A 21276-nucleotide genomic window follows, 5' to 3' on the forward strand; every position below is an offset into this window, starting at 1 on the left:
GTGACATATGGATTCGCGCGCACGCGATTTCATAAATCCGTCACTATTTGCGGTAGCAGTGGTTTCCCGGGCCCTTTCAAGAGGCGTAGCGAAATCATGTCTTCCGACCTTTTGATGACCGTCGGCTGTCTGGTCTGCGCGATCGTGATGTTCCTGATCGGCCGGCCTCGCGCGGACGCAGTGGCGCTCATCATGATCATCGCGCTGCCCTTGTCGGGCGTCGTGACGGTCAACCAGGCGCTGGCGGGCTTCGCGGACGCGAATATCGTCCTCATCGCGGCGCTGTTCGTGCTGGGCGACGGGCTCGCGCGCACGGGGGTCGCGCAGCGCGTGGGCGACTACCTGATCGCGCGCGGCGGCTCGGACGAGCGCCGCCTCGTCACGTTGATCATGCTGATCGTCGGCATGATGGGCTCGATGATGAGCTCGACGGCCGTCGTGGCGATCTTCATCCCCATCGTGCTGCGCATTGCGCGCGAATCGGGCGTGTCGCGCGCCCGGCTGCTCATGCCGCTGAGCATGGCCGCGCTGACGAGCGGCATGCTCACGCTCGTTGCCACGACATCGAATCTCGTCATCAACAGTGCGCTCATCTATCGCGGCCTCCCGGGCTTCAGCTTTTTCGCCATCACGCCGGTTGGCGTGCCGATTCTCGCCGCGAGCATTTCCTACATGCTGTTTGCCAGCCGCTTTCTGCGCGGTTCGGGAAACGACGAGGCGCCGGTGCGGCCTTCGCTGAACGACTGGGTTGCGCGCTATTCGCTCCAGGGGCGCGCGTTCCGCCTGCAGGTGCGGGAGAACTCTCCGCTCGTGGGGCAGACACTCGGGCGCTGCGGACTGGACGACGACCCCGTGGCGCACGTCGTGGCGATCGAGCGGCGCGCGCGCATGGGCACGACGGTGCTGCTCGCCACGGCGGACAGCAGCATCGCGCCCGACGACGTGCTGCTGCTCGACGTGGATGCCGCGGGCTTCGACGTGCAGGCCTTTTGCGAGCGCTACGCGCTCAAGGTGCGCCACATGTCGGGCGCCTACTTCACGGATCAGACTCACGACGTGGGCATGGCGGAGGTGATCGTGCCGCCGGATTCGACGCTCGTGGGCAACCTCGCGCGCAGCTCCGCGACGCTCAGGCGCCATGGCGTCACGGTCGTGGGCTTGCGCCGCGCCGACGCCGCGCTCGTGCGCGATCTGCAATCCACGCGCCTGAAAGTCGGCGATACGCTGCTGGTGGTGGGCTCGTGGAGCCATATTTTCTCGATGCAGTCGGTGGAGCGCGACATTGTCTGTCTCGCGATGCCGATCGAAAGCGAAGCGTCCGTGCCGGTTCCTCACAAGTCGATACAGGCGATTGGCTGCATGGCGCTCGTCATCGCGCTGATGCTCACGCCCTGGGTGCCGAACGTGCTGGCGGGCCTGATTGGCTGCATGCTGATGGGCGTTCTGGGCTGCGTAAATCTCGACAGCGCCTACCGCGCGATCAGTTGGCGCAGCCTCGTGCTGATCGTGGGCATGCTGCCGTTCTCGATCGCGCTGCAGCGCACGGGCGGCATCGACATCGCCGCCGACGCCGTGCTGCGCGTGGCGGGCGAGTGGGGCCCGCATGGCTTGCTGGCCGCCGTGTTCGTGCTCACGCTGGTGGTGGGCATCGTGATCTCCACGACGGCGACAGCCGTGCTGATGGCGCCAGTGGTGATCGCGATGGCGGCGCATCTGCATGCGTCGCCGTATCCGTTCGCGATGACTACGGCGATTGCCGCATCGGCGGCCTATATGTCGCCAATCTCGACACCCGTGAACTCGCTCGTCAGCACCGCCGGCGGCTATGGATTCAAGGAGTTTTTCCTGGTTGGCGTGCCGGCGGCCATCGGCGCACTCGTCATTACCGTCGTGCTCGTGCCGCTGATCTGGCCGGTTTATCCGCGCTAGCCGACATGGCGAACTTCATGACGAGAGCATGGGCGCTGCGCTGGATCAAGCGGCTTTCGCTTGTCGCACTGGTGGCTTTCGTGTGCGTGGTCGGCGTGCGGATATTCGATGCGCAGCGCAAGCCGCCTTTGAGTGTGTGGCACACCTACGTGCCGCAGGAAATGCACGCGCACGAAATCGATCAGGCGACGTGGGCCGACTACATCGCGCACGAAAATCGCCTGTTCGATGCGGTCAGAGAAAATGTCACCGACAAACTGCCGCAAGAAGAGCGCGTCCTCGCCAATCGCTATTTCTCCGGGAGCCCGATTTACCCGGGCCACTTTCGCACGGACTGGAACCGTTCGTTCACGCTCGTGCCGCAAGGGGCGCCGCGCGGCGTAGCCGTGATGCTGCACGGGCTGACCGATTCGCCATATAGCCTGCGGCACATCGCGCAGCGCTATCAGCGCGATGGCTTCGTCGTGGTGGCGATTCGTCTGCCGGGGCACGGCACGGTGCCGTCGAGCCTGACCGACGTGACGGCCGAAGACTGGGAGGCGGCCACGCGGCTCGCCGTGCGCGAGGCGCGTCGCCGCGTGCCGGCGAGTGTGCCGCTGCATATCGTGGGCTATTCCAACGGCGGTGCGCTCGCGCTCGAATATACGCTCGAGGCGTTGCAGGACCCGAGCCTGCCGAAGCCGGACCGCCTCGTCCTGCTTTCGCCGATGATCGGCATCACGCAATTTGCGCGCTTTGCCGGCGTGGCGGGCTTGCCGGCAATCCTGCCGCCGTTCGCGAAGGCCGCGTGGCTCGACATCGTGCCGGAATTCAATCCTTTCAAGTACAACTCGTTTCCTGTGAACGGTGCGCGCCAGTCGTGGCGCCTGACCCAGACGATCCAGCAGGAAGTGGCACAGGCGGCGCGCGGCGCGCAACTGGCCTCGCTGCCGCCCGTCCTGACGTTTCAGTCTGTGCTCGACTTCACCGTGAGCACGCGCGCGCTCATCAGTTCGTTGTATGCGCAACTGCCTGACAACGGCAGCGAGCTAGTGCTGTTCGACATCAATCGCACGGCGCAATGGAGCCCGTTGCTGCGCGCTTCGATGCGCGATGCGCTGAGCCGTCTCGTGCCCGTGCCGCCGCTGCGTTACCGCCTGACGGTGCTCACCAACGGCTCGGCCAGCTCGCCGGAAGTGGTCGAGCAGAACACGGCGCCGGAGGCGACAGCGGCGACAGTCGAGTCCACCGGCCTCGACTATCCGGCCGACGTCTATTCGCTCTCGCATGTGGCGCTGCCGTTCCCGGTGACCGATTCGCTATACGGCCGCACGCCCGATCCCAACGACGACGACCTGGGCATTCACCTGGGCGCCCAGTCGATTCGCGGCGAAACGGGAGCGCTGATCGTGGGTTCTGGAGCCCTGACGCGCTTGCTATGGAATCCTTTCTATCCATACATCGCCACGCGCATCGACCAGCTGACGGCTGCGCCGCCATGATCGACGCGCGGTGCGATCAGCCTTGCGCGAGTTCCGCTTGCACCGTCACTTGCTGACCGTCACGGTCGAGGACGATCGATACGGTGTCGTCGGCGCGCGCGATCATCCGCTGCAATTGCCCGACGTCGCGCACCTCTACGCCGTTGACCGCAACGATGACGTCGCCGGCGCTGATGCCCGCCGCTCGTGCCGGACCCGCTGCGCGCACGACGAGCACGCCGCCGTCCGCGCCGACTTGCTGCGCTTCGTCTTCGGTGAGCGGACGTACGGCCACGCCGAGACGCGGATGCGAGCCACGCGCCAATTGCGAGCCGTTGCTGCCTTGCACGATCTGATCCTTCATGTGCATGGCCTCGTCGATCGGAATCGCGAACGAGAGGCCCTGAAAGCCGCCCGTGCGCGAATAGATCATCGAATTGATGCCGATGACTTCGCCGTCCAGGTTGAAGAGCGGGCCGCCCGAATTGCCGGGATTGACGGGCACGTCGGTCTGGATCATGTGCGTCGGGCTATCTTCGGAGAGCTGGCGCGACTTCGCACTGATGATGCCCGAGGTCACGGTGTTGTCGAGGCCATAAGGCGAGCCGATCGCAACGACCCAGTCGCCCACGTGGCTGTTCTCGGGATTGCCGATCTTCACCGTGGGAAAGCCGCTGCCGCCGATTTTCAGCACGGCCACGTCGCCGGCCTTGTTGGTGCCGATCACGCGAGCGGGGAACGTCCGGCCGTCGGTAAGTTTGACCGTCACCTCGTCCGCGTCTTCGACCACGTGATTGTTCGTCAGGATGTAGCCATCCTGGCTCACGATGAAACCCGATCCCAGCGCGCCCGAGTGGCCGTCTGCGGAATCCGGGTTTTCCTTGACGACCTCGATGTGCACCACAGCCGGGCCGTATTTTGCTGCGATCGCCGAGAAGTTCGGCGCTTGCGCTTTGACGTCGTCGACCTTTTGCATCGACGCGGAAAGAGTCGGTTTCGCGCTGTCGCTCTCGTCCGCGCTGGCGCGGTGATGGCTGACGGCCCAGGTGCCGGCGAGCGCTACCGCGACACCGGCGATCACGCCCCCGCGCCGATATTTGCTGATACTCATGGCTGTGATGAAGCAAGATGATGGAAGAAGCGCGTACGGTACTTTTTGCTGCTTAAACGCAACTTAAAGAAAAGGGCGGACTTCGGGCCGCACGCAAATTCGGTGTCCGCACAACCAGAAACGGCTGGGTGCCACGAATGTCGTGGCGTGATGCTGCGTTCGCGGTCATGGCGCGCGTTCGCCAGCCAGCGAGCAAGTCTGCTGCAAAGCGGCTAGTCTTTCGGAGTGGCGACCGATCGAGCCCCAAGGTCTATTTCGAGCCGAAGTAACACGTTGGCGCAGCAAGCACGAGAAAAGCTTCGATGAAATCGAGGGCGAATTCAGGGCCTGATTGCTGCGCCGGTTGGCGCGCCACCAGGCTTGAAATTGAGGATTCTTCGCCTCGCCCATGGCTTCGCTTACGTTGATGGATTGCTAACGTCTCACAGCGGCTCGTCTGGTCCTGGTTTCCGGTTGGCCGTTGGAAGCCATTCGCGATGTCATTCGTCATCCCAGGCATTTCATTGCATGCGAGGAAAGCGATGGCCGGTGAAAAGAAGAAGATGAACCGCCTGCAACGCGCGAGCATGGTTTCATTGACGGTGGGTCGCGTCGAAGTTCAAGCGGTGCGCCCAATGCCGGGGACACCATGAAACAGGACCTCATTACCTGCACATGCGTGCTCGTGATCGCCGTCATTTCGGGGTGGGTGCTTTATATCGGGCGCCCGGTGCTGGTGCCGATCGCATCCGCGATCATCACTTCATACGTGATCTACGGTCTGGCCGAAATCCTGCGGCGCGTGCCCCACGTGGGCAAGCGCATTCGGGCGGGGGTGCGCTACTGGAGCGCGGCCGTGCTCATTCTCGTGGCTGCGTGGATCGCGATCGAACTGCTGCTTTCCGATACCGACCGGATGATGGCCGTGGCGCCGAAGTACGAAGCGACGCTGCTTGCCTTGCTGACGAAGCTCGCGGCGTTGCTCCATATCGAAACTGAGCCGACATGGACGGCATTTCGCCGTGAACTGCTCGGGACAATCAACGTTCAGGCGCTTCTCGCCTCGCTCCTCGGCTCCATCTCTTCGCTGATGGCGACGACGCTCGTCGTCATGTTGTACACGGTGTTCTTCATGATCGAGATGGGAAGATTCCGGCGCAAGCTTTCTTCGGCCTTGCGCGGCAAGGCCGACATGGAACCCGTGATCGACGCCATCAACTCGAAGATCGGCACCTACCTGGCATTGAAAGCGCTGCTGGGCGTGGTGCTCGGCATCCTTAGCTGGGTCTGCATGCATCTGGTCGGCCTGGAGTTCGCAGGACTGATCGCCGTTTTGATCGTACTGCTGAATTTCGTGCCCTATGCGGGATCGTTGATCTCCGTTGCGTTTCCGGTCTTGCTGGCGGCCCTTCAATTCGGCCAGTGGAACGAGCCGATCGTGCTGCTCGTTTCGCTTTCGGCGATCAACTTCGCGATGGGCAACGTGCTCGACCCATGGCTGATGGCCGGATCGTTGAACCTGAGTCCCGCGGTCATTCTGATGAGCCTCGCGGCGTGGACAGCCATCTGGGGCATTGCCGGCGCATTTCTCGCCGTGCCGGGAACGGTGGCCATGACGATCATTCTCTCGGCGTTCGGCTCCACGCGGCCGCTGGCGTTGCTGTTGACGAAGGAGGATGTCGCGAGCCCGGTTGACTGAGCGAACCGCCCGCGCCGTGATGGGCGCATACCGAACGTGGCTTATTTTCACAGGTGATGCATGGCTTCCAGAACGTACCGCCGCAGCAACAGACTGATCCAGGCCTTTGGCTGCCCGTGCGACAAGGCGCTGGCGCAGTACGCGAATCGCCGCATCGATGCCGACCTCGCTCGGCGCGGTTTTCTGATCGGCATGGGGGCGTCCATGCTCGCGGCGGTGCTGCCGGAATTCAGCAGGGCGCAGCAACCGGGTGCGGCCACGGCGGCGGCGCAGTCCACGACCTTCACGAACTTTCGCCTGTTCGACGGCAAGTCCGATGCGCTGCAGGGCGGCATGTATCTTGTCGTTGAAGGAGGCCGCATATCGCAACTGCGAAGGGGGGCGCCGCCCGTCACGGAAGGCCAGCGCGTCATCGACTGCGGCGGCAAGGTGATGATGCCGGGTTTGATCGACATGCACTGGCATTCGCTGATCGCCGCGCTCCCCATACAGGTGGTCTTGCAGGGGGACATGAGCTTCGTCTACCTGGCCGCGGGCGCCGAGGCTCAGCGCACGCTCTTGCGCGGATTCACGACCATTCGCGACGTGGGCGGTCCGGCATTTGCATTGAGGCAGGCCATCGACGCCGGCGTGCTGAGCGGCCCGCGCATCTATCCATGCGGCGCGATGATCACCACGACGGGCGGCCATGGCGACTTTCGCTTACTCGCCGACATACCGCGGACGACAGGCCAGCTTAGCGCGGTGGAAAAGACCGGCGGCAGCGCTATCGCCGATTCGGCGGACGAAGTGCGCTTGCGCGTGCGCGAGCAGTTCATGCAGGGCGCAACGCAGATCAAGATTGTCGGGAACGGTGGCGTCTCCACGCCGCGCAGCCCGCTGGACATGCTCACATTTACGGAGCCGCAACTGCGAGCCGCAGTCGAAACGGCATCCGACTGGGGGACCTACGTGGCGGTGCACGCCTACACGCCCGCGGCGGTGCAGCGCGCGGTCGCCGCGGGTGCGCAATGCATCGAACACGGCCACCTGATGGACGAGCGCAGCGCCGAAGCCCTGGCGAAGAACGGCACGTGGCTGAGCACGCAGCCTTTCGTCAGCGAAGAGGATGTGGCGCCGCTGCAGGGACCGGCGAGAGAGAAGTTCCAGGCGGTCGTTAGCGGGACCGACAACATGTACCGGCTCGCCCGCAAGCATGGACTGAAGGTGGCGTTCGGGACCGACCTGATCTTTTCGCCGACGCTGGCCACGCGCCAGGGGACGATGCTAGGCCACATGACGCGCTGGTATTCGGCCGCCGAGACGCTGCGGATGGCTACGGGCATCAATGGGCAGTTGCTGGCGCTGGCTGGCGAACGCAATCCGTATCCGGGCAAGCTTGGTGTACTGGAAGAGGGGGCATACGCAGATTTGCTGATCGTGGCCGGCGACCCGCTTCAGGATGTGACGCTGCTGGCCGATCCTGGCCAGAACCTGCAGTTGATCATGAAAGACGGCCGCATTTACAAGGACACATTGAAGGCGTGAGAGAGGTCGAGTTGCTGGTGCGGTTCGTCGCGCGGGCCGCACTCAACGTCGCAGCAGCCAGAGCAGCACCGACACCACCACCGATATCACGATGCACGTGACGATGGGGAAATGGATGCTGAATCCGTCGCGCACGATATGAATGTCGCCAGGCAGCCGGCCAAACGGGATGCGCGCGATCCAGCGCCATCCCACGCCGGCGAGAATGCAGAGCAGGCCTGTTGCGATCAGGAAGCGGTTCATGAGGGAATGACACACGGTTGCCGATACGGCCATGATAGGCCTGCGCGGGAGAAGCCGTCACCGCTCCGCGTGTTCTGGGCTGCATTGCCCACAGTCCGTAAAACTCGCCATGAGGATGATGATCGAGGTCGAAGAACCTCGGTTCGAAGTCTTGTCGTCAGATGTATTTTTAATTCGTTATGCGAATTATATTCGAATGGCGGGTGGCAGACCGAATGAGGCGAAAATCGACGGGCCGGCCTCAATGGACTCGACGAATGCGCCACGCACCAGGCCGGGACGCCATGTGGCCCGGAAATCAAGGCGCAGATTGAATGTGAGTCCATTGCTAATATCATCGAACGGATTCGCAGCCACACAGCGGCCGGCACGTCGCGTATTCACCACGGCAATCTGTATCAAGTTGTCACTACGTGGGGCCGTATCAGTGAGCCGCATTGGCGCGCATCGCGTACCCATCATGGAACGGCCGGTCGTCCGTCGGTGATGGATCCCGGTTGTACCTGTCCAGATCCGCCATCTGGCGGAATTCGCCGATTGATCTTCACGGTGAACTAGCCCATATTCAAGACGAATTTTTCCATCCCTCCAACGATCCGCAAATACCGCGCCGAATACGTGCCACTTCGTCTGCCGCAGTAAAGCGAGTCGAGTGGCGGCGGCAAAGGATTCTTGTCAAGGCTTTAACATCTGCAATGTTCAACGAACCTGGCCGAGGTAACGCTGGTCCGTGGGAGTGTCCATACTGCGGGACCAGTTTCAATGCGCCGCTCATGGTATGTCCGCAATGTGGCGCGAAACAGCTCGCCTCCGCGCCGCGAACGTCGGCGACGCACGAATTCGCGCCGCACGGGCGGCCGAATGGCTTTGGTCGCCGTTCGCGGTCGCACTGGAATCCTGCGCCGTTCGGTTTCGGCGGCGCGGACCTGTTCAGCGAGTACACCTCGCGCGACGAGGAGCGCACCGCGCACCGCTCGTGGCTCCCGTTCTATGCCATCGGCGGCCTGGTTTCCGTCGCGTTTCTGCTTGTCGCGTACATGATTTCGCATCGCGATGTGCACGAGCCCATACTCGGCGTTCAGATCGTGGAGGGCTCCGTGCTCGGGCCGAAGGACACGCCGCCCGTACCGGTGGCGAGGCCAACTGCGGTGCACAGCGCGCCGGCTTTGGTCGCTGATGTGCCTGTGACTGCAGCGGGCCATATGCCGCCGCTGGCTCAGGTGCCACCGGCGACACATGGGTCCCCGCCGGCACATGTACCGCCGCCCTATCATGCGCCGCCGGCGCAAGCCGGTGCTGCGCACACGGGAACTGCCTCGCCGGGCATGGCTGCGCGAACGAGTCATCCCAACGACGACACTGCTGTTTCGCAGGCCAATGCAGTGAAGGCGAGCGCAAACGCGCGCGCCGATGTCGCCAGAAGTCTGGCCACTGCGCGTGCGAGCCTCGACAAGGACAACCTTGCGCCGGCGCGCAGGGCCATCATGACAGCGCTCGCCGAGCAACCCGGCAATGGCTATGCGCTGCAGATGCAGGCTGAACTGGTTTCGCGCGAGCAGGAGCGTGACTCCCTGCTTGGCTACGCGCGACTGTGCGCGCGCGAGGGGCAGTGGGTGTGCGCATGGCATAACGCAGGGCATGCCCTGACCGTCGATGCATCGAGCAGCGAGGCGAAGGAATTGCTGTCGCGCTCGATCGCGGAACAGCGGCCAGGCACCGTAAGGCAGGTCGATTCCGGGCCGCCCGGCCCTCCGATTGACGACCAGTAGTTGACCAGTAATCAGTAGTCCGCTCTTTCTTTATGAGGCTGACCCGGAATTGCAGGTCGGCCTTTTTTTGTGCGGCGAAAGCCGACGCAGCCGCCGTGACGACGGCGAACGTCGCGGCGTTACTCCGCAATAACCTTGCGCCTGGCGCCGCTCGTCGAATGAAGGCGAGAACACGTCGGGCCACGCAAAGTGGCACACGAATCGAAATCGTAGCGGGCGCGCGTGAGTTCGTCGGTGTCGATATCGGCGACGATGAGCCTGGTTTCACCCGGCAGTCATGCCGCTTCGGGAACGGGATGATCGAGCCTCAGGCGAAATTGCCTTGAAAACGCGGCGAGCGCTTCAAATCGCCTTGCTCGCACGCGCTTTGGAAGGTGGCCTTTTCACTGCTTTGGCCTGGTTGTAGTCGATGGCAGCGCGAACGAGAGCCTTCAATGCGCGCTTGTTCAGCTTGTCGCCTTCGAGGAAGTCGATGGCCCGCCGTGCATTGCCTTCGAGCCCGGCGTTGAACAGCTTGTCGGGGTCGGGCAGACTCGCTCCGTTGGCAAAAGTGAGCTTGACCTTGCCTTTATGCGCGTTCGCGACCGCGATCATGCCGTCGCGATACCAGACGGGGCTGCCCATGTATTTCCATTCCTCGACAATCTGCGGGTCGGCTTCGAGAATGGTCTTGCGCACGGCGGCGAAGGTTTCGCCGCGCCAGTCGGCGAGTTCCGCTATCAACTGGTCAATTCGTTCCGATGGGTTCATGAGTGGCTCCCTGCCTCGCATTTTGCCGTGCTACCAGGCGATCAGGACCGTATTGTAGCTAGCGTTTCATGCATTCAACTCGAAAGTCATAACATAGGCATGTAATAAGGATCACTGAATGGTGATGACGGCACGGCGGTTCGCCGGATTGGGCACGCCATCCGCGGTACGGACTAGTGGCTCGCGTTTGCCACGGGCGGTGATTTCGATCTGCTGGGCGGGTATGCCAGAGCGGATCAGGAATGCCGCGACGCTCTGCGCCCGCTGCAGCGAGAGCCGGTCGTTGAACTCCTGGGTGCCGGTCAGGTCGGCGTGGCCGACCACGGTGAGGTGAGGGGCGGGCCAGGTTGCGAGCACCTTCTTCAGCTCGGCAACCGTGGCCGCCGACTCCGGCGCGAGTTGCGTGGCGGAGTCGAACACGAAGTTGATCGTGAACGTTCTGGGGCGCGGCGGCTGGGCAGCGAGCAAGTCGCCGTAGTGCGCCTGCACGGTGGCCTGGTCGTCGCTCGCTTGCTCGATCGCGCCGCTCTTTGTAACGTCGGCACGTGTATAGGCCTTGTCGATGACCTGCCTTTTGCCGCCGCTTTGCACGATCACGTTGCCGACACTGCCATCCGCGTTCGGCAGCAGCGTGATCCTGTCGGGCGGCGTGCCACACCCGAACAGGCACAGGAGCAAGGCGAATGCCGCGGCCGTCGGGAGGCGATATTCTGCGTTGGTCGTCTTCAATGATCGGTCCCCTCGCTGCCTCCTACCTCGATGATGAATTCGGTGCCACTCACGCCGAGCGTGGTGGTGGGCGTGCTGTAGCGCACGGCTTGGGGATGGGTTTTGGCCAGCTTGCCGTCGACCACGGCAAGCGAGCCGCGCTGGATGCTCACATCGAGTGAGCCGTCATAGGTGGTGGTGTTGAAGGCGAAGTGGTTGAGATCGAGAACGGAATCGGCGCCCTCCGAAAGCAGCGTGTTGTCGCGCAGCGTGATCCCCACGGACGACACGGGGCCGGTCACGATGCGGTCGCTGCTGAAAACCTCGCTGCCGACGACGACGCTCACGGCCTGACCGCCGCGTTCGACGCGCACCGAACCCTTGAGCGTCTTGATCGTGCCGATTGCGTCGGCCGGATGGGCGTGGATGGCTGGCGGGCACCCGCAGGCGAGGAGCAAGGCATATTTGATGGCTTGGCTACGCACTGGCGATACCGTATGGCGGAACGAACGTTACGAAATGTCCGTAGAGCCGCACCGCTTGCCGGCTTCGGCGAGGGGTCGAGCGCGATGACGCGTTGCGCGGCATGGAGCGGGGCTCTCTCGAACGGCTCGCCGAAACGATTTGCGTGATGACTAACGCCGGGTTTCGGGCACCTCGCGAGGATAGCGCGTTCGTGCGGATTGCTCGGTGCGCTAGCGCACATAGCGCGAGCCCGGTGAAGACGCGCCGAATTCGGCAAAATGGGTAGCGGTTGAGCCTGGCGGGCAACCTGCCCACCGTTCTCGGACTCCGTCATCCCCATGCCGACACCGACCCTCGCGACACCGCACGAAGCGGATCGACCTCACGCCCGGTTCGAGACGTGGGCGCTCGCGGCGGCCCAACTCGTTTCGTGGGGGACGATCTACTACGCGTTCTCGCTTTTCGTCGTGCCGATGGAGAGCGCGATGGGATGGAGCCGCACGGCGACCAACGCCGCGCTCTCGGCGGGCCTGCTCGTTTCCGGGTTCGCGGCCTACCCGGCCGGCATGCTGATCGACCGCGGATATGGTCGCCGGGTGATGGCCGGCGGCACGCTGCTCGCGGCGGCGATGCTCGTGCTTTGGGCGCAGGCGCGCAGCTTGCCGACACTGTTCATCGTCTGGGGCGGACTTGGTGTTGCGATGGCCGCGACGCTGTACGACCCCGTATTCGCAGTGGTGACGCGGGACTTTCCGCGCAGCTACCCGCGCAAGATCACGCTCGTTACGCTCGTGGCGGGTTTCGCGAGCACCGTGTTCATCCCCCTGACGCAAGGCTTGATCGGCTGGTTCGGCTGGCGCGCGGCCTTGCTTGCGCTTGCGCTCGCCAATCTGCTCGTCTGTTTGCCGGTTCACGGCTTCGTGGTTGGCCGTGGCGCGCCGAACGAGGAAGCGGCGAGGCGCACGACGGCGCGCGAGGTCAGTCGCGCCTCGGCGCGCAACGCCTTGCGCTCGCCTGTGTTCTGGGCGCTGGCCGTGTGCTTCACAGCGTACTACTCGACGTTCGTCGCGCTCACGTTTCATTTGATCCCGCTGATGAGCGCGCGCACCGTTGCACCCGCAACGATCATTCTCACCATGGCGGCGATCGGGCCGGCGCAGGTGCTCGCGCGCATCGTATGGTTCGCCATCGGCAGGCACGCACGGGCGGCGCGGGTGGCAATCGCGGTGACGACAGCGTTTCCGTGCTCGGTCGCGGTCCTGATGTGCGCGGGAACCTCGGCTGCGGGGCTGCTGTTGTTCGCTATCGTCTATGGCGGTGCCAACGGCATGATGACGATCCTGCGCGGCACGATCGTGCAGGACCTGCTCTGGACCGAGGGCTACGGCGCAGTGAGCGGCCTGCTCTCGACACCGGCGAATATCGCCAAAGGCATCGCGCCCATCGCCGGGGCGGCGATCTGGGCGATCCGCCGCAGCTATGTGCCCGTGGAATGGACTGTGCTCATCGTTTCGCTTTTATCGGCGGTGGCTTGCGTGGTTGCCGTGCGGCTCGCTGCGAAAAGGACTCGCAGGGCCGATTGATATTCCGCCCGCTCGAGCGCCGTCGAAGCGCGCGTTCGGATTGTGATGCAATATCGTTTTCGGCCGGTGCATCCAATTCCACCCGGCCGCCGTATTGCACTACGCGCGATGGCCTTTTGCGTGCAGCCATGAGATGCCTTGGGGCATTTCTCCGAGCTTTTTGTTGCACCGCGATATCTTACCTGCGCGGCAATGATAGGAGCTGGTCATGAAATCGAACCTGCAATTTGTGCTGTGTGCGTCATTTCTGCTGATCTTTGCCGGTGCTTCTCATGCGCAGTCGGCGAGCGCACCTTCGGATGCGTCGATGTCGACCGGCGCGATGCAAGCGCCCTCCAGTACGACGAAGTCGGACCGCGCGCTCGCGCGTGCTGTCCGGCACGCATTGTCGAGAGCGCAGGGATTCAATGTTTCCGGGGTCTTCGTTCGCGCGCGAGACGGCGCCGTGACGTTGAGCGGCTCGGTTCGTACTGCCGACCAGATCCGGCAGGCGGAGGATGTTACGCGCTCGGTGCAGGGCGTGAAGTCGGTATCGAACAAGTTGACGCTCTTTCACGGCGGCAACGGCTGAATACGCCATGGCTTGCAGATAATCGCTCGCGGCGGCGCGTAGCGTGATTCTTGCCGGTGTGGTTGTCTCCATCGAATGATGGAGGCGGGAGCGTGCCCGGGAACCCGAGGCCCCCTATCGGGAAACTTGGGCGCTCATTCCTGGCCCACCCCCGCCACGGTCAAACGGTCACGTCGACGGTAGCCGTGTATAGGCCGCCGTGTGCTCTCGCACACGCGCGATATCGAGGGTCTCCTGGTGGAACTTCGCGAGCGACTTGCGGTGCGTGACGCTGACAATCGCCGCATTTGGCAGCCGCTCGGTCAGCAGGTGATACAGATACGCTTCGTTCTCGCTATCGAGCGCACTCGTTGCTTCGTCGAGGAACACGTAGTCGGGCTTTTGCATCAGCACGCGTGCGGCCGCCAGCCGCTGCTGCTCGCCGGGAGAAAGAATGCGCCACCAATCGCTGGATTCGTGCAATCGGTCGACGTAGCCTGCAAGCCGGCACAGACGCAGCGTCTCGTAGCATTGCTCGTCGCTGAAGTCGGCGGCCGCTGCGGGGTAGGTGAGCACGGTCTTCAAGGTGCCAGCCGGCAGGTAGCTCTGCTGCGGGATGAACATCATGCGCGCGTTCACCGGTGCGTCGATCGAGCCGTTTCCGAACGGCCAGAGACCAGCGAGCGCGCGCAGCAGCGTGCTTTTGCCCGAGCCGGACGGCCCGCGAACGATCCAGCGCGAACCGGGCTTGACGGCAATGTCGCGCACGCTCGCGAGCGTCTCGCCGTTGGGCAGCGCAAGCGTGAGCTTGTGCGTGGCGAGCTGGCTTTCGTCGATGTAGTGCAGGTTGATGCCGCCATGCTCGGTTGCGGGCGACACCGATTCCTTCAGATGAGGTTGCTCCATGACTCGCCTGAACTCGCGCAGACGGTTGACCGTCGCGCGCCATTGGACCAGCGTGTCGTAATTGTTGATGAACCACGAAAGCGAATCGCTGACCGAGCCGAATGCGTCGGCGATTTGCATCAGTGTGCCGAAACTGAACAACCCTGCGAAATAGCGCGGTGATGCCACGACAATCGGAAAGATGTCGGCGATCTGGCCGTAGAAGTTGAGCACGAAGCTGTAGCGCCGCGTGTACTTCATCACGCGCCACCAGTTGTCGCGAATCCGGCCGAACAGGTCCTGGGCAGTCGATTCCTCGGCCCGCATGCCGTCGTAGAAAGCAATCTGCTCGGCGTTTTCGCGCAGACGGATCAGGCCGAAGCGGAAATCCGCTTCGACGCGCTGCAACTGATAGTTGATCGACACGAGCGGGTGACCGACCTTGTTTGTCAGCAGTGAGCCGCCAATCGCATAGATGATGGCTGCCCAGAGCATGTAGCCGGGAATATGGACGGGCGTGCCGCCGATCATGACTGTCAGCGCGCCAGCCGTGGTCCACAGAATGATCGAGAACCAGACGAGTGTCTCGAGCGTCGAGAGCAGGTCGAGTGTGAGCGAAAGTGTGGTGGTGGCGAATGAATCGAGGTCGACGGCGAGCCGTTGATCAGGATTGTCGGTGAGGCGGTCGCGCTCGATGCGGTAGAAGGTGCCGTCGCCGAGCCACTCCTGCAGATAGCGCGTGGTCAGCCATTGGCGCCACCGGAAGCCAAGCATCTGGCGCAGATAGCGCTTATAGACGGAAATCGCGACGAATGCGAACGCGAGCGCGCTGAAAAGTAGCATCAGCTGCGGGAATTCGTGCACGTTCCTGCCTTCCAGTGCGTTGTAGAAGTCGCGGTTCCACGTGTTCAACCGGGCGTTGATGCCGACCAGAAGCAGATCCATGGCGATGATCGTGATCAGCAGGGCCCACGCGGTTCGGCTTTCCTCGGAGACCCAGTACGGTTTGATCAGGCTCCAGGCCGAGATGTTGTCTGCTTGCCCGGATGCAGCGCCAGAAGATAGATGGCTCATGAACGCCCCTTAACGCGCAGTGAATGCGGACCGAGTGCATGGTGTGACTGTCCGATTCGTGCACGCGTGGCGGTCTTGCCGCAGCGTTCGCGAGTGCGCTTTCGAGCCGCGTCGGGTGCATCCAGCGGACATGGAGATGATTGTAGGGTGCGACCAGTGCGGTCGCCCATGTCACTTGCTGTGCTGAAGGGGGGGTAGCCCGCATACCAGGCGGGAAGTCACGATTACCCGCCCGGTGCCGCGCAAACTACGCGGCTGCGCGTGGGCCATGGCATGTTGGGAAATACCCGCGATGCCTTATCGGCGAGTTTTCGCGATCCGCGCTCAGAATTTGCAGGCTCGACGGCGCGAATCGCAGTTTTTTCTAACTCCATCACCGCTGGCGGGGAGCCGCGACGGCCTGCTGCGACCCTGCCAAAGGGTCTCATTCCAACCGTCGGGCCCCTGCCGGCCTCAATGATCGTGCCTGACCTGCGCGATCACCGGCTGACTCGCCTTGCGGCTCAACATCAGCGTAACGACGGCCGAGAGGGCCAGCGTCGCGCCGACCACATACAAACCCGCGGCATATCCGCCGGTGCGATCCTTCAACCAGCCGATCACGGCGGGCCCGACGAAGCCCCCAAGATTGCCGATCGAGTTGATCATCGCGATGCCCGCGGCCGCCCCGGCGCCGGAGAGAAACACGCTCGGCATGGCCCAAAGCGGCGCCTTCGAGGCACTGATGCCGATATTGACCACCACGAGCGCCAGCACGATCATCAGCGCGCTGCCGGCCTGCCCCGCGGACACGAAGCCCGCGCAGGCGAGCACGCAGGGAATGACGACGTGCCACGTGCGCTCCGCGGTGCGATCGGAGTGTCGTGCCCAAAGGATCATGGCGACGACCGCGATGATGCTCGGTATCGCGTTGAGCAAGCCCGTTTGCAGCGAACTGAAGCCGTATTGGCGGATGATGAGCGGCGCCCACAGGCCCAGCGTGTAAAGGCCAGCCGATGTGCCGAAGTAAATCAGCGCCAGCGCGAGCACGCGCGGATCGCGCAGCGCGCTCAACGCGCCCGCCGTGTGCCCCGCGTGATTCTCGCGCGCCTTCGCTTCATCGCTGAGCTTCGCCATCAGCCAGTCGCGCTCTTCCGCCTTGAGCCAGCGCGCTTTCGCGGGCGTATCGGTGAGGACTTTCAGGACCACGAAACCCAGGACGACGGCCGGAATCGCTTCGATCACATAGAGCAGTTGCCAGTCGGCCAGCCCGAACATCGGCGGCAATTGCATGAGTGCGCCCGAAACCGGAGAGCCGAGCGCCGTCGAGATCGGAGCCGCCGCCATGAACCATGCGGCCGCTGCGGCGCGTTGTTTGGCCGGGAACCACAGGCTCAGGTAGAGGATGATGCCGGGGAAAAAGCCAGCCTCGGCCACGCCGAGCAAAAAGCGCAGCACATAGAAGCTGGTGGGGCCGGCAACGAAGGCGGACGCTGCGGAAACGATCCCCCAGGTGATCATGACGCGCGCGATCCAGATCCGCGCGCCCACGCGGTGCAAGATGAGATTCGACGGCACCTCGAAGATAAAGTAGCCGATGAAGAACAGACCGCCGCCCAGGCCGAACGCCGAGGGCGACAGCCCGATTGCCTTGTTCATCGTCATCGCCGCGAAGCCGACGTTCACGCGGTCGAGAAAGCTCACGAAATACAGCAGCATGACGAACGGGATGATGCGCCACATGAGTTTGCGCGTGACCGTTGCTTCGGTGTCCGAATGCATGTGTCTCCTCCTTGGAGGGAAGGGCTTGGGCGTGCGGGTATTTTTTGGGTCACGCCCAGTTGTCTGCCGTGTGTGGCGAGCCGGCGTTCAAGCGGCGACGGCCGCCTTGCCGACGAGTTCGCAAACCGCCGCCGTCACCTGCGCGGTGGTCGCCTTGCCGCCAAGGTCGCCAGTGTGTAGCGAGGGATTGGCCGTCACGGTCTCGATGGCCTGCATCACGCGCGCGGCGGCTTCCATCTCACCGAGATGTTCGAGCAGCATCACGACCGACCAGAACGTGCCGATGGGGTTGGCGAGACCTTTGCCCATGATGTCGAACGCCGAACCGTGAATCGGCTCGAACATCGACGGATAGCGCCGCTCGGGATCGATGTTGCCGGTCGGCGCAATGCCGAGGCTGCCGGCGAGCGCCGCCGCGAGATCGCTGAGGATGTCGGCGTGCAGATTGGTCGCGACGATCGTATCGAGCGACGCAGGGCGGTTGACCATGCGCGCCGTGGCGGCGTCCACGAGTTCCTTGTCCCACTTCACGTCCGGGAACTCCTTCGCGATCTGTTGCGCGATCTCGTCCCACATGACCATGGCATGGCGCTGCGCGTTACTCTTGGTGATGACCGTGAGCTGCTTGCGCGGGCGCGACTGCGCGAGACGGAACGCGAAGCGCAGTATGCGTTCGACGCCGGCGCGTGTCATGATCGACACGTCGGTGGCGGCTTCGATCGGATGACCCTGGTGCACGCGGCCGCCCACGCCCGAATATTCGCCTTCGGAGTTCTCGCGCACGATCACCCAGTTCAGGTCCTCGGGGCGGCAGCGCTTGAGCGGCGCGTCGATGCCGGGAAGGATGCGAGTGGGGCGCACATTCGCGTACTGGTCGAAGCCCTGGCAGATCTTCAGGCGCAGGCCCCAGAGCGTGATGTGGTCGGGCACGTCGGGGTCGCCGGCGGAGCCGAACAGGATGGCGTCCTTCTCGCGCAGCGCGTCGAGCCCATCGGTGGGCATCATCACGCCGTGCTCGCGGTAGTAGTCGGCGCCCCAGCCGAAATCCTCGAATTCGAAAGCAAAGCGCTGCGTCGTTCTCGCAAGCGCCTCCAGCACCTCCTTGCCCGCGGGCACGACCTCCTTGCCGATGCCGTCGCCGGGAATGGTCGCGATGCGATAAGTCTTCATGTCTCGTTCCTTTGTTGGTGTGGCCAGGGTGGATCCACTTTACCCAACTCCAGGTTCAAAAACCGGTGCTAGACTCAAAGCATCATTAACCTGAATTCACAAGTGGCGACCGTGACCGAGACCGTTCAACCCGCCGATCTGGGCTTTTTCTCGACGCTGGCCTCCTCGGGAAGCCTGAGCGCCGCCGCGCGCGAACTGGGCCTGACGCCGGCGGCGGTCAGCAAGCGGCTCGCGCAAATGGAGGAGCGCGCCGGCGTGCCGCTCGTGAACCGCACGACGCGCCGCATGATGCTCACGCCCGAAGGGGAGGTCTATCTCGAACACGCGCGCCGCATTCTCGACGAGATCGACGAGCTAGGCGAATTGCTGGGCGGCGCGAAAAAGCATCCCAAAGGGCTGTTGCGCGTGAACGCAACGCTGGGATTCGGGCGCAGCCATATCGGGCCGGCGCTGTCGCGCTTTGTCGTGCAGTATCCGCAGGTGTCCGTGCAACTGCAGCTTTCCGTGATGCCGCCACCGCTCACGGAGGATTCATACGATGTCTGCATCCGCTTTGGCGAGCCGCCCGATGCGCGCGTGATTGCGCGGCGTCTCGCGCCGAACCGGCGCCTGCTGTGCGCCTCGCCCGCGTATCTCGCGAGCCGGGGCACGCCCGCCGCGCCGCACGATCTCGCGAAGCACAACTGCATCAGCATTCGCCAGGGCGACGAAGCCTATGGCGTGTGGCGGCTATCGAGCGAGCGCGGCACTTCGCGCAAATCGGAAGCAGTCCGAATCAATGGCAACCTGACGACCAACGATGGCGAAATCGCCGTGAAATGGGCGCTGGATGGGCACGGCATCCTGATGCGCGCGGAGTGGGACATCAACGAGTATCTGGCCGATGGACGGCTCGTCGTCGTATTGCCCGAGTATGAAACGCCGGGCGCGGATATCTACGCCGTGTATGCGCAGCGGCACCAGCTTTCCACGCGCATTCGGGCGTTCGTCGACTTCCTCGCGCTCGAGCTGGGGAAGTCGCAGCGTTATGCGCTACGGCGAGGCGGTTGACACGGCACGTGGGGTGACTGCCGGTTCGCCTCCTGCACGAACCCAATGCACGAACTCAACGCACGAACTCAACGCACGAACCAGGATACTCGGCCGCCGTCCCGGTGCGCGTGCCGTCCCGCTTTGCCGTATTCCGCTAAGATCGACGCGGGATTCACAGAACGAAGCGGCTGCAGGGCTGCACACGCACACGCCATGGACCGTATCGACGCCATGAAGGTATTCGTCGCCACGCTGGATGAGGGGAGTCTGGCGGGCGCAGGCCGCCGGCTCGGCCGCTCGCCCGCGGCGGTGAGTCGGGCCATCGCGTTTCTCGAGGAGCACACCGGCACGCCGCTCCTGTACCGCACCACGCGCACGATCCGGCTGAGCGAGGCGGGCGAGCGCTATGCACTGGCGTGCCGGCGTATCCTCGCCGATCTCGAGGAAGCGGACATGCTCGCCGCCGACGAGCGCTCCGCGCCGCGCGGCCTGCTCGGCGTGACGGCGGCGGTGGCCGTGGGCGAGGACGTGCTGCGCCCGATGATCGACGAGTTCATCAAGCGCCACGCCGAGGTATCGATCCGCCTGCACCTGCTCGACCGGCCCGTGAGCCTCATCGACGAGGGTATCGACCTGGCGCTGCGCATTGCGCATCTGCAGGACTCGACGCTCGTCGCCATTCCGCTGGGCGAGGTGAGGCGGGTGGTGGTCGCGTCGCCCGAATATCTCGCCACGCATCCGGCCATCGTCACGCCCGCGGATCTCGCCAGTCATCCGGTCATCTCGATGACGCACTTCGGGCTCGATTCGTGGAGCTTTCCGGCGGCGCGCCAGACTGCGCTGCCGCAGGTCGTGCAGTTCACGCCGCGCTTCATCGTCAATACGGTGCGTGCCGCGCTGGCCTCGGCCGTGGCGGGGCATGGCGTCACGCGGCTCTTTTCCTATCACGTGGCCGAGCAGGTCAAGGCGGGGGCGCTGAAGATCGTCCTGCGCGATAACGAGCATGCGCCGCTGCCCGTGAATCTCGTGACGCCGCACGGGCGCCTTTCGGTGCCCAAGGTTCGCAGTTTCGTCGACTTCGCCGCGCCGCGGCTGCGCGAGTATTTCGATCAGGCGCGGCGCATCACGGACGCCGATTGACCCCCCGACACACACTCAACCGGCGCGCGGAAGAATGACTTACGCATCGCGGCGATTCTCTCGCCGCGCGACCTGACCTAGACTGGCTCCCGTCTAGTGGGTGCTTCAAGGTATTGGTTCACGGGAGTCGTCATGCAGCAAGTCGTTTCGAATCCGGCCGCGCCGGCCGCCTTCAACGTCTGGCGAGGCACGCTCGCCGGGGCTAGCGCCAGTCTCATCGGCATTGGTCTCGCGCGCTTCGCCTACACGCCGCTGCTACCCGCGATCATCGGTGCCCACTGGTTTCCGGCCTCGACCGCGGCCTATCTCGGCGCGGCGAACCTGGGCGGCTACCTCGCCGGCGCGCTGCTCGCGGGCCCGATGGTCCGCGTGGCGAAGCCCGCCACCGTCCTGCGCGTGATGATGCTGCTCGCGACGATTGCTTTCGTTGCCTGCGCGGTG

Annotated in this window: 19 protein-coding genes and 1 pseudogene; 11 read left to right on the top strand and 9 right to left on the bottom strand. The window is 64.0% G+C overall.

The window, feature by feature from the left end; translation table 11 throughout:
* Positions 1–96 precede the first annotated feature (96 nt).
* Together VMJ11_RS18160 and VMJ11_RS18165 are read left to right on the top strand one after the other, a co-directional pair.
* Positions 97–1929 (top strand): SLC13 family permease, encoded by a 1833-nt coding sequence (locus tag VMJ11_RS18160; protein ID WP_325620777.1) that lies wholly within the window; start codon positions 97–99, stop codon positions 1927–1929.
* A 17-nt stretch (positions 1930–1946) separates the two neighbouring features.
* A complete protein-coding gene (locus VMJ11_RS18165) occupies positions 1947–3410 on the top strand; it encodes an alpha/beta hydrolase (protein WP_325620778.1) in 1464 nt (487 codons plus the stop codon).
* Positions 3411–3426: 16 nt separating this feature from the next.
* Here VMJ11_RS18165 and VMJ11_RS18170 read toward each other — a convergent pair whose 3' ends face one another.
* Positions 3427–4500: a S1C family serine protease gene (locus tag VMJ11_RS18170; RefSeq protein ID WP_325620779.1), complete on the bottom strand. Its 1074-nt coding sequence runs from the start codon at positions 4498–4500 to the stop codon at positions 3427–3429.
* 476 nt (positions 4501–4976) lie between these two features.
* Here VMJ11_RS18170 and VMJ11_RS18175 point away from each other — a divergent pair, with 476 nt between their 5' ends.
* Genes VMJ11_RS18175 through VMJ11_RS18185 form a run of 3 tightly spaced genes read left to right on the top strand, consistent with a single transcriptional unit; the run spans position 4977 to position 7705 of the window.
* Positions 4977–5132 carry a hypothetical protein gene (locus VMJ11_RS18175; protein ID WP_325620780.1) on the top strand — a complete coding sequence of 52 codons (156 nt, stop codon included), beginning with the start codon at positions 4977–4979 and terminating at the stop codon, positions 5130–5132.
* Entirely contained in the window at positions 5129–6178 is a 1050-nt protein-coding gene (locus VMJ11_RS18180) for an AI-2E family transporter (protein WP_325620781.1), read from the top strand. The genes VMJ11_RS18175 and VMJ11_RS18180 overlap by 4 nt, the downstream gene beginning before the upstream one ends.
* Before the next feature lie 60 nt (positions 6179–6238).
* Positions 6239–7705, top strand: a complete 1467-nt coding sequence (locus tag VMJ11_RS18185) for an amidohydrolase family protein (RefSeq protein ID WP_325620782.1) — start codon at positions 6239–6241, stop codon at positions 7703–7705.
* A gap of 42 nt (positions 7706–7747) precedes the next feature.
* Here the strand turns inward: VMJ11_RS18185 and VMJ11_RS18190 are convergent, their stop codons facing one another.
* Positions 7748–7981 (bottom strand): DUF2905 domain-containing protein, encoded by a 234-nt coding sequence (locus tag VMJ11_RS18190; protein ID WP_325620783.1) that lies wholly within the window; start codon positions 7979–7981, stop codon positions 7748–7750.
* Positions 7982–8445: 464 nt separating this feature from the next.
* Between VMJ11_RS18190 and VMJ11_RS18195 the strand changes: the two genes are divergently transcribed.
* On the top strand, positions 8446–9717 hold the full coding sequence (locus VMJ11_RS18195; protein WP_325620784.1) for a hypothetical protein: 1272 nt from the start codon (positions 8446–8448) through the stop codon (positions 9715–9717).
* A gap of 147 nt (positions 9718–9864) precedes the next feature.
* Here VMJ11_RS18195 and VMJ11_RS34505 read toward each other — a convergent pair.
* The 4 genes and pseudogenes from VMJ11_RS34505 to VMJ11_RS18210 all read right to left on the bottom strand — a co-directional run.
* Positions 9865–9992, bottom strand: a pseudogene (locus tag VMJ11_RS34505) (carbon-nitrogen hydrolase family protein); the annotation flags it as partial.
* Between the two features lie 67 nt (positions 9993–10059).
* Entirely contained in the window at positions 10060–10467 is a 408-nt protein-coding gene (locus tag VMJ11_RS18200) for a DUF1801 domain-containing protein (protein WP_325620785.1), read from the bottom strand.
* Positions 10468–10578: 111 nt separating this feature from the next.
* Positions 10579–11196, bottom strand: a complete 618-nt coding sequence (locus VMJ11_RS18205; RefSeq protein WP_325620786.1) for an OmpA family protein — start codon at positions 11194–11196, stop codon at positions 10579–10581.
* Positions 11193–11660, bottom strand: coding sequence for a FecR family protein (locus VMJ11_RS18210; protein ID WP_325620787.1), 468 nt, complete (start codon positions 11658–11660; stop codon positions 11193–11195). The genes VMJ11_RS18205 and VMJ11_RS18210 overlap by 4 nt, the downstream gene beginning before the upstream one ends.
* Positions 11661–11978: 318 nt before the next feature.
* Between VMJ11_RS18210 and VMJ11_RS18215 the strand changes: the two genes are divergently transcribed.
* Both VMJ11_RS18215 and VMJ11_RS18220 read left to right on the top strand, forming a co-directional pair.
* On the top strand, positions 11979–13223 hold the full coding sequence (locus VMJ11_RS18215) for an MFS transporter (RefSeq protein ID WP_325620788.1): 1245 nt from the start codon (positions 11979–11981) through the stop codon (positions 13221–13223).
* Between the two features lie 208 nt (positions 13224–13431).
* Positions 13432–13794 carry a BON domain-containing protein gene (locus tag VMJ11_RS18220; RefSeq protein ID WP_325620789.1) on the top strand — a complete coding sequence of 121 codons (363 nt, stop codon included), beginning with the start codon at positions 13432–13434 and terminating at the stop codon, positions 13792–13794.
* 168 nt (positions 13795–13962) lie between these two features.
* Here VMJ11_RS18220 and VMJ11_RS18225 read toward each other — a convergent pair whose 3' ends face one another.
* The 3 genes from VMJ11_RS18225 to VMJ11_RS18235 all read right to left on the bottom strand — a co-directional run bounded on the left by VMJ11_RS18225 (position 13963) and on the right by VMJ11_RS18235 (position 18663).
* A complete protein-coding gene (locus tag VMJ11_RS18225) occupies positions 13963–15732 on the bottom strand; it encodes an ABC transporter ATP-binding protein/permease (RefSeq protein ID WP_325620790.1) in 1770 nt (589 codons plus the stop codon).
* Between the two features lie 453 nt (positions 15733–16185).
* Positions 16186–17493 (bottom strand): MFS transporter, encoded by a 1308-nt coding sequence (locus VMJ11_RS18230; RefSeq protein ID WP_325620791.1) that lies wholly within the window; start codon positions 17491–17493, stop codon positions 16186–16188.
* Between the two features lie 87 nt (positions 17494–17580).
* Complete coding sequence (locus tag VMJ11_RS18235; RefSeq protein WP_325620792.1) at positions 17581–18663, bottom strand: tartrate dehydrogenase; 1083 nt, start codon at positions 18661–18663, stop codon at positions 17581–17583.
* Positions 18664–18774: 111 nt separating this feature from the next.
* Here VMJ11_RS18235 and VMJ11_RS18240 point away from each other — a divergent pair, with 111 nt between their 5' ends.
* From VMJ11_RS18240 to VMJ11_RS18250, 3 genes are all read left to right on the top strand, one after another.
* Positions 18775–19713 (top strand): LysR family transcriptional regulator, encoded by a 939-nt coding sequence (locus VMJ11_RS18240; RefSeq protein ID WP_325620793.1) that lies wholly within the window; start codon positions 18775–18777, stop codon positions 19711–19713.
* A gap of 195 nt (positions 19714–19908) precedes the next feature.
* A complete protein-coding gene (locus tag VMJ11_RS18245; RefSeq protein WP_325620794.1) occupies positions 19909–20835 on the top strand; it encodes a LysR family transcriptional regulator in 927 nt (308 codons plus the stop codon).
* Positions 20836–20967: 132 nt separating this feature from the next.
* Positions 20968–21276 (top strand): YbfB/YjiJ family MFS transporter (locus VMJ11_RS18250; protein ID WP_325620795.1); only part of this gene is annotated, 309 nt, incomplete at its 3' end.

This window comes from Paraburkholderia sp. (assembly GCF_035501035.1).
GTDB lineage: Bacteria > Pseudomonadota > Gammaproteobacteria > Burkholderiales > Burkholderiaceae > Paraburkholderia.

What these genes read in the sequence shown, in the direction of transcription:
- VMJ11_RS18160 (WP_325620777.1), top strand. Translation starts at nt 97, where the DNA reads ATGTCTTCCGACCTTTTGATGACCGTCGGCTGTCTGGTCTGCGCGATC.
- VMJ11_RS18165 (WP_325620778.1), top strand. Translation starts at nt 1,947, where the DNA reads ATGACGAGAGCATGGGCGCTGCGCTGGATCAAGCGGCTTTCGCTTGTC.
- VMJ11_RS18170 (WP_325620779.1), bottom strand. Translation starts at nt 4,500, where the DNA reads ATGAGTATCAGCAAATATCGGCGCGGGGGCGTGATCGCCGGTGTCGCG.
- VMJ11_RS18175 (WP_325620780.1), top strand. Translation starts at nt 4,977, where the DNA reads ATGTCATTCGTCATCCCAGGCATTTCATTGCATGCGAGGAAAGCGATG.
- VMJ11_RS18180 (WP_325620781.1), top strand. Translation starts at nt 5,129, where the DNA reads ATGAAACAGGACCTCATTACCTGCACATGCGTGCTCGTGATCGCCGTC.
- VMJ11_RS18185 (WP_325620782.1), top strand. Translation starts at nt 6,239, where the DNA reads ATGGCTTCCAGAACGTACCGCCGCAGCAACAGACTGATCCAGGCCTTT.
- VMJ11_RS18190 (WP_325620783.1), bottom strand. Translation starts at nt 7,981, where the DNA reads ATGGCCGTATCGGCAACCGTGTGTCATTCCCTCATGAACCGCTTCCTG.
- VMJ11_RS18200 (WP_325620785.1), bottom strand. Translation starts at nt 10,467, where the DNA reads ATGAACCCATCGGAACGAATTGACCAGTTGATAGCGGAACTCGCCGAC.
- VMJ11_RS18215 (WP_325620788.1), top strand. Translation starts at nt 11,979, where the DNA reads ATGCCGACACCGACCCTCGCGACACCGCACGAAGCGGATCGACCTCAC.
- VMJ11_RS18220 (WP_325620789.1), top strand. Translation starts at nt 13,432, where the DNA reads ATGAAATCGAACCTGCAATTTGTGCTGTGTGCGTCATTTCTGCTGATC.
- VMJ11_RS18225 (WP_325620790.1), bottom strand. Translation starts at nt 15,732, where the DNA reads ATGAGCCATCTATCTTCTGGCGCTGCATCCGGGCAAGCAGACAACATC.
- VMJ11_RS18230 (WP_325620791.1), bottom strand. Translation starts at nt 17,493, where the DNA reads ATGCATTCGGACACCGAAGCAACGGTCACGCGCAAACTCATGTGGCGC.
- VMJ11_RS18235 (WP_325620792.1), bottom strand. Translation starts at nt 18,663, where the DNA reads ATGAAGACTTATCGCATCGCGACCATTCCCGGCGACGGCATCGGCAAG.
- VMJ11_RS18245 (WP_325620794.1), top strand. Translation starts at nt 19,909, where the DNA reads ATGGACCGTATCGACGCCATGAAGGTATTCGTCGCCACGCTGGATGAG.